At 66.3% G+C, this 13,017-nt stretch carries 10 protein-coding genes; 3 read left to right on the forward strand and 7 right to left on the reverse strand.

The window, feature by feature from the left end; genetic code table 11:
* Positions 1–642 carry an ABC transporter permease gene (locus H8S55_RS07460; RefSeq protein WP_147562293.1) on the forward strand — a complete coding sequence of 214 codons (642 nt, stop codon included), beginning with the start codon at positions 1–3 and terminating at the stop codon, positions 640–642.
* Positions 639–2,168 (forward strand): glycine betaine ABC transporter substrate-binding protein, encoded by a 1,530-nt coding sequence (locus tag H8S55_RS07465; protein WP_186878448.1) that lies wholly within the window; start codon positions 639–641, stop codon positions 2,166–2,168. Before H8S55_RS07460 ends, H8S55_RS07465 begins: the two co-directional genes overlap by 4 nt.
* Before the next feature lie 60 nt (positions 2,169–2,228).
* On the opposite strand, the gene H8S55_RS07470 is transcribed toward H8S55_RS07465, so the two are convergent.
* Positions 2,229–2,849, reverse strand: a complete 621-nt coding sequence (locus H8S55_RS07470; RefSeq protein WP_186878449.1) for an alpha/beta hydrolase — start codon at positions 2,847–2,849, stop codon at positions 2,229–2,231.
* 63 nt (positions 2,850–2,912) lie between these two features.
* Here H8S55_RS07470 and H8S55_RS07475 point away from each other — a divergent pair, with 63 nt between their 5' ends.
* Positions 2,913–3,164: a YlmC/YmxH family sporulation protein gene (locus H8S55_RS07475; RefSeq protein ID WP_186878450.1), complete on the forward strand. Its 252-nt coding sequence runs from the start codon at positions 2,913–2,915 to the stop codon at positions 3,162–3,164.
* Between the two features lie 2 nt (positions 3,165–3,166).
* Here the strand turns inward: H8S55_RS07475 and addA are convergent, their stop codons facing one another.
* The 6 genes from addA to H8S55_RS07505 all read right to left on the reverse strand — a co-directional run bounded on the left by addA (position 3,167) and on the right by H8S55_RS07505 (position 12,901).
* Positions 3,167–6,781, reverse strand: coding sequence for a helicase-exonuclease AddAB subunit AddA (gene addA, locus H8S55_RS07480; protein WP_186878451.1), 3,615 nt, complete (start codon positions 6,779–6,781; stop codon positions 3,167–3,169).
* Between the two features lie 16 nt (positions 6,782–6,797).
* Positions 6,798–7,631 (reverse strand): pyridoxamine kinase, encoded by an 834-nt coding sequence (locus H8S55_RS07485; protein ID WP_186878452.1) that lies wholly within the window; start codon positions 7,629–7,631, stop codon positions 6,798–6,800.
* A gap of 24 nt (positions 7,632–7,655) precedes the next feature.
* Positions 7,656–8,339, reverse strand: a complete 684-nt coding sequence (locus H8S55_RS07490) for an alpha/beta fold hydrolase (RefSeq protein ID WP_186878453.1) — start codon at positions 8,337–8,339, stop codon at positions 7,656–7,658.
* Positions 8,340–8,390: 51 nt separating this feature from the next.
* On the reverse strand, positions 8,391–8,729 hold the full coding sequence (locus H8S55_RS07495; RefSeq protein WP_186878454.1) for a YqfO family protein: 339 nt from the start codon (positions 8,727–8,729) through the stop codon (positions 8,391–8,393).
* Positions 8,713–12,072 carry a PD-(D/E)XK nuclease family protein gene (locus tag H8S55_RS07500; RefSeq protein ID WP_186878455.1) on the reverse strand — a complete coding sequence of 1,120 codons (3,360 nt, stop codon included), beginning with the start codon at positions 12,070–12,072 and terminating at the stop codon, positions 8,713–8,715. Before H8S55_RS07500 ends, H8S55_RS07495 begins: the two co-directional genes overlap by 17 nt.
* Positions 12,073–12,205: 133 nt before the next feature.
* Positions 12,206–12,901 carry a ClpP family protease gene (locus H8S55_RS07505; RefSeq protein ID WP_238044389.1) on the reverse strand — a complete coding sequence of 232 codons (696 nt, stop codon included), beginning with the start codon at positions 12,899–12,901 and terminating at the stop codon, positions 12,206–12,208.
* Positions 12,902–13,017: the final 116 nt, after the last annotated feature.

Genomic DNA, 13,017 nt, shown 5'->3' on the forward strand with positions numbered 1-13,017 from the left:
ATGACCATGCAGACCGTCCACGATATTCTCCGGGCTGTGGCCGTCCACCTGGGCTACACGGTGGTCTCGGTGTCGGTGGGCTTCGTGCTGGGGGTGGCCCTGGGCATCGTCCTGTCCCGGTTCCCCCGGGCGGCCCGTTTTATCCTGCCAGCCCTGTCCGTGCTGAACACCGTGCCCGGCATCGTCTTTATCGGCCTGCTGTTTCTGTGGCTTGGGATGCGGCCTGTCACCGTGCTGGCCGCACTCAGTATCTACGCCGCCTTCCCTGTGCTGAAAAACACGGTGGCGGGCCTGGCGGCGGTGGAGCCCCAGTATAAAGAGGCCGCCCGGGGCTGCGGCATGGACCAGCTTCAGCGGCTGCGGCTGGTGGAGCTGCCCCTGGCTATGCCCACCATCATCGGCGGGCTGCGCCTGTCCACGGTGTACACCGTCAGCTGGGCGGTGCTGGCCGCTATGATCGGCCAGGGCGGACTGGGAGACTTTATCTATAAGGGCGTCAGCTCCAACAACCATGTGCTCATCCTTCAAGGGGCCATTCCGGCGGCCCTGCTGGCCTTTTTGCTGGGCTCTCTGGTGGATGCCCTGCAAAAGCGTGTGGTCCCCCGGGGGATGCGCAGCGGAAAGGGGGCGGCGGAGAGATGACCATGCTGATGCTGCGGGACCACCTCTCTCTGGTCCTGGCCGCCATGCTTCTGGCCGTTGGCCTGGGTGTCCCCCTGGGGCTTGCCTCCTATCTGTACCCCAAGGCGGGTCAGGTCATTTTGCGCCTGGTGGACCTCATTCAGACCACACCCGCCCTGGCTCTGCTGGGTGTCATTATGGTGGCCATGGGGCCGGGCAAACCCACGGTGGTGGTGGGGCTGGCCCTCTATTCCCTGCTGCCCATCGTGCGCAACACCAGCCTGGGGCTGTCCCAGGTCCCCGCCTATTTAAAGGAGGCGGGGGATGGAATGGGCATGACCCGGGCCTATCGTCTGCGCCATGTGGAACTGCCCCTGGCCCTGCCTATGATCTTCACCGGGGTGCGCATCGCCGCCGTCAACGCCATCGGCACGGCGGTATTCGCCGCCTTTGTGGGGGGCGGCGGCCTGGGCGGAGTGTTTTACACCGCCATCCGCCAGAAGGACCTGCCCCTGATGCTGAAGGGCACCGCCGTGCTCATGGTCATGGCCCTGATCCTGGACCTGGTGCTGTCGGCGGCAGAGCGGCGGCTGAATGACCGCCGGTGGCGAAAACCCGCGCCATCCTGGCTCCGGTGGACCGGCGGGGTGGCCTGCGCCGCCCTGTGCGCCGGACTGCTCCTGTTCCCCCTGCTGCCCCAAAGTACCGCCGGGACGCTGGTGCTGTATGACGGGGACTACACCGAGGTGAAGCTGATGCACCGCATCATCCGCCTTTTGGTGGAGGACCAGACCGACCTAACTGTGGATATCCGGGATCAGATGACCCAGGTGAACAACTATAATGCCCTGCGGGGCCCCTCCCCCAGCTGCGATCTGATGTTCACCTATGACGGCACGGTGCTCACCACCTTCCTGGGCCGGGACACCGCCGATATCCCCGCCGGGGAGAGCCTGTTTGACTATGTGAATGCCCAAGTGGCGGAGGACGGCCTGCGGCTGCTGGGCAAGGTGGGCCTGAACAACACCTATGCCGTGGGCGTCACCGCTCAGGCGGCCCGGGAATACGGCCTGACCACCCTCAGCGACCTGGCCGCCGCAGCTCCCGACCTGCGCTTTGGGGCGGAACATGAGTTCTTCACCCAGGAGGGCAGCATGAAGTTCGACCCCTTCACCCGGTTCTACGGGCTGAATTTCCGCACCGTCTCCGCTGTGGACGTGGTGCTGAAATATCAGGCCCTGGAACAGGGGGCCTTCGATGCCATGATCGTCTATACCACCGACGGACTGAACAAGCGGGCGGGGCTGACCATTCTGGCCGACGACCGGGGCTTCTTCCCGGAGTACAACGGGGCCATTCTGGTGCGGGAGGACCTGTTCAGCCGCCACCGGACCGACGCACCGGAGCTGGAGCAGGTGCTCAGCCAGCTCACCGGCCAGGTCAGCAGCGCCGACATGGTGGAGATGACCTACGCCGTGGACGTGGAGGGCCGGGACCTAGAGACCGTGGCCCACGACTTCCTGGTCCGGCGTGGACTCATCAAATAATTCTAAAAAGCGCCCACCTGGGAACGAATCTCACTTCCTAGGTGGGTGCTTCTTTGTCTCCTATTGCTTTTCTCTGAGCCATTCATCCAAAAAGGCCATCTGCTCCGGCGTATGGAACCAGTGTTCTCCGCCGGACACGGTGGTCAGTCCGGCACGGTGGGCCTGGGCAAAGGCGGCGATGGTCGCCGGGGTCGTCAGATTGTCCCGGTCCCCGTATAAAATCTCTGTAGGCACGTCCCACTGCACGGGGTTGGCCCGGACGTAGGTCAGATAGTACCAGTCCAGTGTCTGGCCGAAATCGGTATGAATGCGCCCCGCTTCCTTCAACTGCCCTTCGGTGATGCGGGCCCAGCCCATCATGTCGGTGATAAGCCGCTCCATGTCCACCACAGGAGAGATGAAAAAGGCCCGCTGTACGCTCTGGTTGGACAGGGCACCCATGGAGAAATAGGCCCCAATGCTGTTGGCAATCAGCGTCAGCGGCCCCCGCTCTTCTGTCAGACGTTGGACTTGAGGGCGGACTTCCCGGATAAAATCCCAGGGGGTGTCCGCCTGATAGTCCAGGCCCAACACATCTTTTCCTGGGAAAAGAGGGCGGTAGTGCTCCGCCTCCCGGGCGCTGCCCCCCTGGCCGTGGACGTAAAGGACCAGGGGCGCATCGGTTCGTTTCAAATCGTGCATGGATATTCCTCATTTCTTCGTCTGCGGCCGCATACCCTTACTACAAAAGGAGGGAGCGCCCATATGAATATAAGCATGGAACAGCTGCGGTATAAAGAGGTGGTCAGTCTGGCCGACGGCACCCGGTTCGGCTATGTGGGGGATCTGGAGGTGGACACCGACCTGGGCCAGGTCACGGCCCTCATCATCCCGGGCCGGCCCCGACTGCTGGGACTGCTGGGCCGGGAGCCGGACCGGACCATCCCCTGGTCCGCCGTGCGCCGCTTTGGGGAGGACATCGTCCTGGCGGACCTGCCCGGCCAGCGGGGAGACTAGTCTCACACGTCCCAGGCCCGGCCGGTGGCGAAGAACCACAGCACCCGCCTCCGCACCGGGCGGCCCAGAATTTCTTCCAGCGCACGGCTGTAGGAGCAGAGCTGCCGGCGGTACTCCTCCCCCCGCTGGGCCTCGCCCCCGGGCTGGATGCGGTCACTTTTAAAGTCGATGACGGTGATGCCGTCCCCGTCGTCGAACCAGGCGTCGATGACGCCCTGGAGGAGCACCTCCTCCCCCTGGGGCTCATACTCCCGGGCGGGGACCAGCAGGGAGAACTTAAACTCCCGGCGGCACTCCCGGGCGGCACACATGTCCCGGCCCAGATCGCTCTGGAAAAAGGCGGACAGCACCGCCGGACGGATGGCCTGGCGCTGCATGGGGGTAAGGAAGCCCTCCCGGGTCAGCCGGTCCAGCTCCGCCCGCACCCCCTCCGGGCTGTGGTCCCCGGTCAGGGGGAGATACTGCATGGCCTGGTGGAGGGCGGTGCCCCGCTGGGCGGCGGTCAGGCCCCGTTCCTCCGCAGCAAAGCGGGGGCGGTGGACGGCGGGCTCCGGCTGGGGCAGGTCGGTGGACATGCCCTCCTCCGCCGCCTCCTGATCCAGGGGCCGCCCCTTCCGCTGGGTGGCCGTCACCTTAGAGGGCACGTCGGCCAGGGCCAGATGGGGATAGCGCCAGGACAGGTCGGGCTGCGGGCCCTCGTCCGCCCGGACGTCCTTTTCCGCCTTCCCCACGATGCCGTCCCGGTCGTCCTGGTCGTCCTGGGTCTCCCCCAGGTCGTTCACCCAGCAGATCTCCCAACGGGGACCGATCTCGGGGTCCGGGAAGTCCTCGTCGTGTCCCGGAACGGCCAGGGCCCGCAGCAGCGTGGCCTCGGGCCGGGTCATGGCATACAGCAGCACCCAGTGGCCCACGCTGGGCTGCACGGACAGGGTCATGGGGGACACAGGCAGAGTCAGATCCTCCCCCAGTTCGGTCAGGGTCTTGCGCCCGGCGGTGAGGGCCACGGACAGGATCAGCTTTTCCCGGGCCCGGGTCATGGCCACATACAGCAGCCGCAGCTCCTCGGCCATCATCTCCTGGTCCAGACGCAGGGCCACCGCCTGGCGGGCCAGGGTGGGATACTGGACCATCCGCTCCGGCTCCAGCCCCTTGGGACCCACGCCCAGCTCCGGGTGGAAGAGCACCGGGGCCTTCAAATCGTCCCGGTTCAGCCGTCGGCTCAGGCCGCACACCAGCACCACCGGCTTCTCCAGCCCCTTGGAGCGGTGGATGGACAGGATGGACACGCCCTCCCCCTCCTGGGCGGGGCGGGCGGCGGACAGCTTTCCCCCCGTCTGGCGCAGCCGGTCCAGCCGCAGCAGGAATTGGAACAGGGTCCGGCAGCCCCCGTCCTCCATCTGCCCGGCCAGGGCGTAGAGGGACAGCAGGTTCTCCTGGCGCTTGCGCCCCTCGTTCATGGCGCCGAAAATGCCCAGCAGGTCCGCCGTCTCATAGATGTGCCAGATGAGCTGGCGGCAGGTCCGGTCTCCCGCCCCAAAGCGCAGCCGCTCCAGCCGGTCCAAAAAGTCCGCACAGTCCTGCTCCCCCCGGGCCGCCCCGGCGGCCACGGCGGAATAGAAGTCCTCCCCCCGGTCGTTCGAGCGCAGCTCGGCCAGCCGGTCGGCGGTAAAGCCGAACACCGGGGAGCGCAGGGCGGCCAGCAGGGGCACGTCCTGACGGGGGTTGTCCACCAGGCGCAGAATGGCCAGGGCCACGTTCCCCTCGGTGGTGGACAAAAAGTCCTCGTTCCCGTCGGCCACCCAGGGGATGTTCTCCTCCCCCAGGGCCCGGGTGTAGTGGTGCAGCACCACGCCGGGGCTGCGCAGCAATATCATCACGTCGCTGGGCCGCAGAGGCCGCTGGCCGTCCCCCTCGGTCACCATCAGGGGCTTGTCCAGCAGCTGACGGATGCGCCGGGCGGCAAAGCGGGCCTCGGCCTGGTCCTTGTTCTCCCGGTCCTCCCGGTCCTGCTCCCCCAGATAGGACAGGTCCAGCACGTCCAGCTCCAGGGCATAGTCCGCCCCCTCCGGGTCGGGGAAGCTTGCCCCGGGGACCAGGGCCTGGTCGTCGGTGTAGTCCAGCTCGCCAAAGCTCCGGGACATGACGTTTCGGAACAGGTCGTTGCAGCCCAGCAGCACCTGGGGCCGGGAGCGGAAGTTTTTCGACAGCACCCGCCGCCGGGGCTGGCCGGGCCGGGCCTTCGCTCCGTCCGGGAAGCGGTGGTACTTGTCCAGAAAGATGGTGGGATCGGCCAGACGGAAGCGGTAGATGGACTGCTTCACGTCCCCCACCTGAAACAGGGTGCGCCCCTGGTGGGAGATGGCCCGGAAGATGGCGTTCTGCACCTGGTTGGTGTCCTGATACTCGTCCACCTGCACCTCTTCAAAGCGGTCGGCCCACATCCGGGCGGCCTGGGTGGGCTCTCCCCGGTCATCCAGCAGCAGCTTGACCGTCAGGTGCTCCAGATCGGAGAAGTCCACCAGCCCCCGCCGCCGCTTCTCCTTGGCATAGTCGGCCAGAAAGTCCGCCGTCAGCTCCATCAGAGCCCCGACCACCGGGCGGGCCAGGGCCAGCTCCTCCCCCAGCTCCCGGCTGCTCTCCTGGAAGAGGCCGGAGAGCTTTTCCAGCTGCTTTTTGCACCGGGAGCGGGTGGTCTTGATGCGCTCGGCCCGGTCTGCGACCTCCATCTCCTCCCAGGCCTCCAGCTCTTTGGACCGCTTTTTCTTCCGGCCCAGGGTGGGGAACGGGATGGGCAGGCAGGCGGTGGTCTCGTCCCAGCCGCGGGCGGCGAGCAGCTTATTCAGCTGGGCGATGCTCTCATGCAGGGCGGTGGCGTAGTTCACCTTCAGCAGCTCGTCCTCTCCCACCAGTTCCAGCGCCTGGCAGATGCGTTTCCGGCACCAGCGGCACCGGCGGCGCAGCTCCTCCAGCAGGATGGACCCCCAGGTGGTGTCCTCCATGTCCGTCCCCGGCTCCAGCTGCCAGCGGCTCTGCTCCTCCCCCAGCCAGCGGGCGGGGTCTGGATGGCTCTGCACCCGTCCGGCGATGTCCAGCACGATCTGGGCCAGACGGCTGTCGTCCCGCCCGGCGGCCAGGGTGTCCACCAGCCGGGCGAAGGGCCCCTGGGGGTCCATGCCCTCATACCGGCGGTCCAGGGTCTGCTCCAGCACCCGGGTCATCAGCACCTGGGCCTCCCCCTCGTCGCACAGGCGAAAGTCCGGGTCCAAGTCCAGCACATGTCCGCTCTCCCGCAGCACCGCAGAACAGAAGGCGTGGATGGTGGAGATCTGGGCCTTGTACACCAGGGTCAGCTGGCGCTGAAGATGCCGGTCGTGGGGCCGCTCGGCCAGGCGGACGGCCAGCTCCTGGGCCACCCGGGTGCGCAGCTCGGCGGCGGCGGCCTTGGTATAGGTGATGACCAGAAAGCGGTCAATGTCCAGCCCCTCCTCCGTCACCCGGTCCAGCAGCCGCTCCACCAGGACCCGGGTCTTGCCCGACCCGGCGGCGGCGGACACCAGCAGCTCGCCCCCCCGGTCCTGTACAATATCCCGCTGTTCCGGGGTCAAAGGAAACGCCATGGTCCCGTCCTCCCTGTCACTGTTTTAAAACGTCTAAAAACTTTTCGATGCGAATTCCCTTGTTCTTCTCGATCTCGCCCTTCTCCAAATCGATGAGCGTCTCCAGCACGTCCATGGCCCGGCGCACCGCCCCCTGAAAGGCTGTGCCGCCCAGCAGTTCCCCCACCAGCACGGCGGAGAACATGTCCCCGGTGCCGGGAAAATGGACGTCGATAAACTGAAAGGGGATGCAGAAATACTCCCCCGCCCTGTGGTCATAGCCCCACACGGCGTGCTCCCCCGTCTCGGCCTGCTGGCCGCTGGTGATGACCACCGACCGGGGGCCAAATTCCCGCAGGGCATCGATCACCCGCCGGACCTGATCCCGGGTCAGAGACTGCTGCCCCTCGTACAGGCCGGTCAAAAACTCCGCCTCAGTGAGGTTGGGCACGATCACGTCAGCCACACCGATGAGCCGGCGCATGTTCTCCACCGTCTCCTCCGTCACGCCGTTATACAGCTTTCCCTCGTCGGCCATGATGGGGTCGGTCATCACCAGCAGGCCCTCCTTCTTCTGGCTGGCGATAAAGTCCCGGATGATGCCCACCTGAGCCGCCGAGGCCAGAAAACCGGTGGTGATGCAGTCGAACTGAAAGCCCAGCTGCTTCCACACCTCGATGGCCTTGACCATATAGTCGGTGGTGTCCAGGATGGTGAACTTGCCGTAGTCCAGGGTGTTGGACACCAGGGCGGTGGGCAGGTTATACACGCTGTGGCCCAGGTTGGACAGCACAGGCAGCATGGCCGCCAGGGCCACCTTGCCATAGCCGGGCATGTCGTTGATGATGAGTACGTTTTTGCTGTTTTCCATATTGGTCGCCTCTCTTTCCCGATGTCAGCCCTTCTGCAAAAAGTCCAGTACCAGGGCGTTGAATTGCTGAAAGTTATCCCGGGCCACAAAGTGGTCCCCGGGCAGGATGGCCAGCCTTCCGTGGGGGATGGGGGCGGCGATCATGCGGGTATGGGCCTCGGCGATCACATCGTGGTCCCCGGCCACCACCAGCACGGGCATCCGCAGCCCCCGCAGGGCCAGGTGGTCGATGTGGGGCTGGGTGACCATCAGGTCCAGCAGCTCGAACTGCCCCTCCAGCTCCGGCTGCACACGGCGGGCCGCCTGGAGGGCCGCCCAGCGCAGGCGCAGCTTCATCCGCAGGCCGCTTTTCAGCCCCTCCGGCTCCAGATTGGCCCCGTTGAGCACCAGCTTTTCAATGTACTGGGGGTATTTCAGCGCAAAGATCAGCGCCACGTTTCCCCCGTCGGAGAAGCCCAGCAGGTGGCACTTCTCAATGCCCTGCCCGTCCAGAAAGTCCTTCAGGTCCTGGGCGAACTGCTCCAGGGTGAAGGGCGCCTCCCCCCGGGGAGAACCGCCGTGCCCCCGGGTATCCAGGGCGATGACCCGATAATGGGCGGCGAAGGGCTCCATCTGGTGCTGAAAATAGGTGTGGTCCTCTCCGTTTCCGTGGAGCAGGACCAGGGGGAAGCCCTCCCCCATCTGCTCGTAGTGCAGCGTGATATCCATGTTTCGTCTTGTCTCCTTATGTCACAAAGCCCTGCGGGGCTTTTTTGCGTTTCAAAGGCCCGTTTTGTATAGGGGCAGCACGTTGATCACCGGCTCCTCGTAGGGGTGGGCCGCTTTCACTGCCGCCAGGGTCTCGTCCAACCGGGCGGCCGGGCAGCACACCTCGATCTTGATCTCCTCCGCCCGGTACAGCTGCCCCGGCCGGCCCAGATAGGGGTCCGTCCCCTCCAGGGGCCGCCAGCAGCTGTGCACCCGGCTCCAGGACAGGCAGCGGTCATATCGGCCGATGTGCCCCGCATCCGCCGACCACAGGGCCCGGCACACCGGGTCGAAGGACTCCTCCGGCAGAAAGATCTCCAGCTTATACACAGACTCAGTCATCGGCTCCATCTCTGCTCACCTCGCTCCAGAAGTCCGCCGCAGCGATCTTGGGGGCCCACCGGCGGCAGTCGCCCCCCCGGCCCTCCTCAAAGTGACAGGCGGCGGCGTAGTCGCAGTAGCGGCAGGCGTTTTTGTCCGGCCCCCGCCAGAAGGGGTCGGCGGCGATGGCCCCCCGGCCCAGTTCCCGGCAGATCTCCTCCAGCACCCGATGGATGTGGCGGCCCAGCTTGCCGAACTGCTCGGCGGTGGCCAGGGCCTCTCCGGTCACGTCGCCGGAGGTCTTGGACACCCGCAGGGGCAGAAAGCGATAGCCCGCCTCCCCCGCCATCTCCATGGCGTCCAGCACGCCCCGGTCGTTGAGCACCAGACCGCTGCGGGTCAGCTCCTTGTCCACCGCCTTGCGCCACTGGTCGTCGTCCATGGTCCGGCTGCCCTGGATCACCGCCTCGTGGGCGGGGAGATAGAGCACGCCGGCGCTCTCCACAGGCATCTTGTAAAGGTTTTCTCCCTGTCGCTCTAAGGCGAAGAGATACAGCAGCGTCTGCAGGCCCAGGCCGTTCCAGACCTCCGTCCAGTCAAAGGACTTCTTCCCGGTCTTATAGTCCACCACCCGCAGGTAGAGCCGCCCGTCCCGGACCCAGCCGTCCACCCGGTCCACAAAACCGGACACGCTGATGGTCACCCCGTCCACGGTAAGCTCCACCGGGGGCAGTTCCCCCTTCCGGCCAAAGCCCAGCTCAAAGGAGATGGGCTTGAAGCTGCCGGACAGCAGCTCCTGGGCCACATTCTCCACCACCGCCTGCACCGAGCGGAGCAGACGGCGGAACAGATATTGAAAGCGCTCGGACTGGCCCTCCAGGCCGCCCAGCTCCTCCTGAGTATAGCGCTCCACCGCTTCCCGGGTCAGAGCAGCCAGGCGCTCTCGCTCCCGGTCTCCAAAGGCCGGCTCTATGCCGGGGAGCCGGGTCTGCTGGAACATCTCGTCCTGCATGACCTGCTCCAGCACATAGTGGACAAAGGTGCCGTAGGCCGGGGCGGAGAACCCCGCCTGCCGCCGGGGCTCGGCCTTCAGGCCATAGCGCATGAAATAGGCGAAGTGGCAGGAGCGGTATTTGTCCATGCGGGAGGCGGACATGGCCACCCGCCGGCCATACAGCCGGTCGGCGGCGGAGCGGGACAGGCTGCCCCGGTCCCAGCGCTGGGCCCGGTCCTGGCGATCCAGCTCGCCGGCGTACTCCGGCAGACCCTCCAGGGCCAGGCGGGCCCGGGGATTCCATCCGGCCTGTTCCAGAGCGGGCCGGGGGGCCTCCAGAGCAAACTGTCCGTCCCACGCCTCCTGACCCACGGTCAGGTCAGAGAACAGCCGCAGCAGCCGCTGGGCCAAAAAGCTGGGGCGGCGCTCCTCCCCCCCGGGGCCGCTGGCCGCCCAGGACACCAGCAGATACCGGCTGGGCCGGGTACAGGTGAGGTATACGGTGGTCATCTCCCGGTACAGCAGCTCCCGGGCCGACCCGCTCAGCTCCAGGCCGTACAGGGCCAGCAGGCTGCGGTCGTCGTCCGACAGCAGTCCCGGGGGCGTGGATGCCTGGGGGATGGAGCCGTCGTCCGCCCCCAGCAGGATCAGGGCCTTCACCTGGTGGCCCGTCTGACGGGTGGTCTCCCCCGCCGTCACCCGGTCCAGGGAGACGGGGATGGCCCCAACCTCATACTGGGACAGCACCAGCCGGAACAGGGCGGCAAACTCGTCCAGATCCATGGGCTGGTCTCCCAGCAGGGCGGCGCACTGCTCCAGGCCGCCGCACAGGATGTCCCACAGCTGGCGATACTCCTCTGCCAACAGGGGCTCTCCCCGGCGTTTCAGCTCCTCCACCCGCTGGGCAAGGCGCTCCGGCAGGCCGATCTCCTCCAAAAAGGTGTAAAGTGCGATTGCTTGCCCACGTCCGGTTTTGTTGGTGTTTCTTCGCAGCGCCTCCAGCGGTTTGGCTACATCTCGCCGGGCGGCGTCCAGCCGTTCCGCCAGGGTGCGGTCCGCCTCCTCCCAGGGGAAGCCGTAACCCCTGGGATGCCAGGCCCACGGCCTGTCCTGGGTCCAGGCGCTGCCCCGGATGTCCCACTCCAGCACATAGTTCTCCAGCAGGTCCCGGTCCTCCTGGGGCAGGTCGGTGAGCCCGGTTTTCAGATAGCGGAACACATCGTCATAGGCGTAGTTTCCAGCCACCGTATCCAGCGCCGCCGTCACCAGAGCCAGCACGGGCTTTTCCAGGATGTCCGACATGGCGGAGGAGAACACGGGGATGCCGAACCGTGGGAAGATGCTCTCGATCAGGTCCCGATAGGCCCCGTAGTTCCGGGCCACCACCCCGATGTCCCGAAAGCGCAGGCCGCTGTCCCGGGCCAGGCGCAGGGTGCGGGCGGCGGCCCACTCCACCTCCGCCCGGGGACTGGAGGCCCGGAACAGCTCCACCGCCCCGGCCTGGGGAACGGGCCGGACATCCTCATGGCCGAACAAGGCCTGTTCCAGATGTTTCAGGGCGTCAGGCTTTGTGCTGTAATCGCTGACAGGGTGTTCCACCTCACAGAAAACGCCCTCGCCGGCGGCCAGCCGCAGCAGCCGTGCCGCCGTGAGCCGGGCGGGAGAAAAGATGCCCGTGCCCCCCTCGTCCTCCTCCAGGTGGTCGCAGGTCAGGGTCACCGTCACCTGGTTGGCCTGACGCAGCAGATGGCGCAGCACCTCCTGCTGCTGGGGGGTGAAGTCGGTGAAGCCGTCCAGCCACAGGTCCTTCCCCCGGGCCCAGGGACAGCGGGTCAGCTTGTCCGCCGCCCGGGTGAGCCGGTCTCTGGGGTCCAGGGCCGTCTGGGCCACCAGGGCCTCGTAGGCCCCGCAGATGAGCCCCAGGTCGGTGAGCTTGTCCCCGCCGGGGCCCTCGGCCTCCTCCCCCGCCCGGATGAGCTGCTCCGGGCTCACCCGGCAGCTTTTCAGCTCGTCCACCGTAGCCAGCAGGGATTGAAGAAAGGCGGGACGCTTGGAAGGGCGGCCATAGACTTTCAGCTGCTGGGCGGTCTCCTGCACCGCCCGATACATCAGCAGCAGCCGTCCGCCCCCGTCCAGCTCCTCCAAGCCCAGCCCACCGGCGGCCTGGAACACCCGGTTGGCCAGGCGGCTGAAGGACAGCACCTCTGCCCGCAGGGAGATCCCCGGGCCGCCCGCCCTGCACAGGGACCGCTCGGCCTCGTGGGACTGCTGTTCCGGGGTCATCAACACCTGGGGCCGTTCTTCGGCAGCCTGGCACAGGCGATTCAGCACGGCGGTGGTCTTGCCGCTCCCGGACCGGCCCATCAAAATGCGCAGCATCCGCCTTCCCCCTCTCATGATACAAAATCGGCCTTTATTTTATCACATTTTCCGCTGCAAAAAAAGAGTGGGAACATAAAAAATGCCCCGGGCTTTTCCTGGGAAAAGCTCCGGGACCTCCAGGCGATATTCTTCACGTTGTCTTCTTTTTTCCCATGGTCTGATAGAGCCAGTCCAAAGCATCGGTCAGGCCCCCCAGCTGGTCGATGAGGCCCAGCTGCACCGCCTCCTCTCCATAGAGGATGCTGCCCACGTCGGCGGCCAGCTCGTCGGTGCGCAGCATCAACCGGGTCAGGTCCTCCCGGGAGATGTGGCTGTTGCCGGTGACGAAGCGGACAATGCGCTCCTGTACCCGCTCAAAATAGTAAAAGGTCTGGGGCGCGCCGATGACCAGGCCGGTCAGCCGCACCGGATGCACCGTCATGGCGGCGGAGGGGGCGATGAAGGACCGCCGGGCCGCCACCGCCAGAGGCACGCCGATGGAGTGGCTGCCCCCCAGCACCAGAGAGGCGGTGGGCTTGGACATAGAGGCGATGAGCTCTGCGATGGCAAGCCCCGCCTCCACGTCTCCCCCGGCGTTGTTCAGCAGGATGAGCAGGCCATGGATGTCCGGGTCGCCCTCCACCGCCGCCAGCAGGGGCAGCACGTGCTCGTATTTGGTGCTCTTCATGCCGGAGGGCAGCAGCTGATGCCCCTCGATCTGCCCCACGATGGTCAGCACATAGACCCGCCCCTCCTCCCGCTGGATGAGGGATGTGCCCAGGTCCACCAAATTCTGCGTGTTGGCCGGGGTCTCCGGCTGTGTGTGATCCTGTTCCATGTCTGCCATAGTCGCGCCTCCTAAACCGGAATTTCTGTTAGGGTGCGCGGAGTGGGGCCGATTTAGTCACAAAAAGGGCGTGAAAAAGCGGCGTGACGAAAATTCGCCACGCCGCTGGTGTTCCG

This window comes from Flintibacter faecis (assembly GCF_014287875.1).
GTDB classification, from domain to species: Bacteria; Bacillota; Clostridia; order Oscillospirales; family Oscillospiraceae; genus Lawsonibacter; species Lawsonibacter faecis_A.

What these genes read in the sequence shown, in the direction of transcription:
- H8S55_RS07460 (WP_147562293.1), top strand. Translation starts at nt 1, where the DNA reads ATGACCATGCAGACCGTCCACGATATTCTCCGGGCTGTGGCCGTCCAC.
- H8S55_RS07465 (WP_186878448.1), top strand. Translation starts at nt 639, where the DNA reads ATGACCATGCTGATGCTGCGGGACCACCTCTCTCTGGTCCTGGCCGCC.
- H8S55_RS07470 (WP_186878449.1), bottom strand. Translation starts at nt 2,849, where the DNA reads ATGCACGATTTGAAACGAACCGATGCGCCCCTGGTCCTTTACGTCCAC.
- H8S55_RS07475 (WP_186878450.1), top strand. Translation starts at nt 2,913, where the DNA reads ATGAATATAAGCATGGAACAGCTGCGGTATAAAGAGGTGGTCAGTCTG.
- addA (WP_186878451.1), bottom strand. Translation starts at nt 6,781, where the DNA reads ATGGCGTTTCCTTTGACCCCGGAACAGCGGGATATTGTACAGGACCGG.
- H8S55_RS07485 (WP_186878452.1), bottom strand. Translation starts at nt 7,631, where the DNA reads ATGGAAAACAGCAAAAACGTACTCATCATCAACGACATGCCCGGCTAT.
- H8S55_RS07490 (WP_186878453.1), bottom strand. Translation starts at nt 8,339, where the DNA reads ATGGATATCACGCTGCACTACGAGCAGATGGGGGAGGGCTTCCCCCTG.
- H8S55_RS07495 (WP_186878454.1), bottom strand. Translation starts at nt 8,729, where the DNA reads ATGGAGCCGATGACTGAGTCTGTGTATAAGCTGGAGATCTTTCTGCCG.
- H8S55_RS07500 (WP_186878455.1), bottom strand. Translation starts at nt 12,072, where the DNA reads ATGCTGCGCATTTTGATGGGCCGGTCCGGGAGCGGCAAGACCACCGCC.
- H8S55_RS07505 (WP_238044389.1), bottom strand. Translation starts at nt 12,901, where the DNA reads ATGGCAGACATGGAACAGGATCACACACAGCCGGAGACCCCGGCCAAC.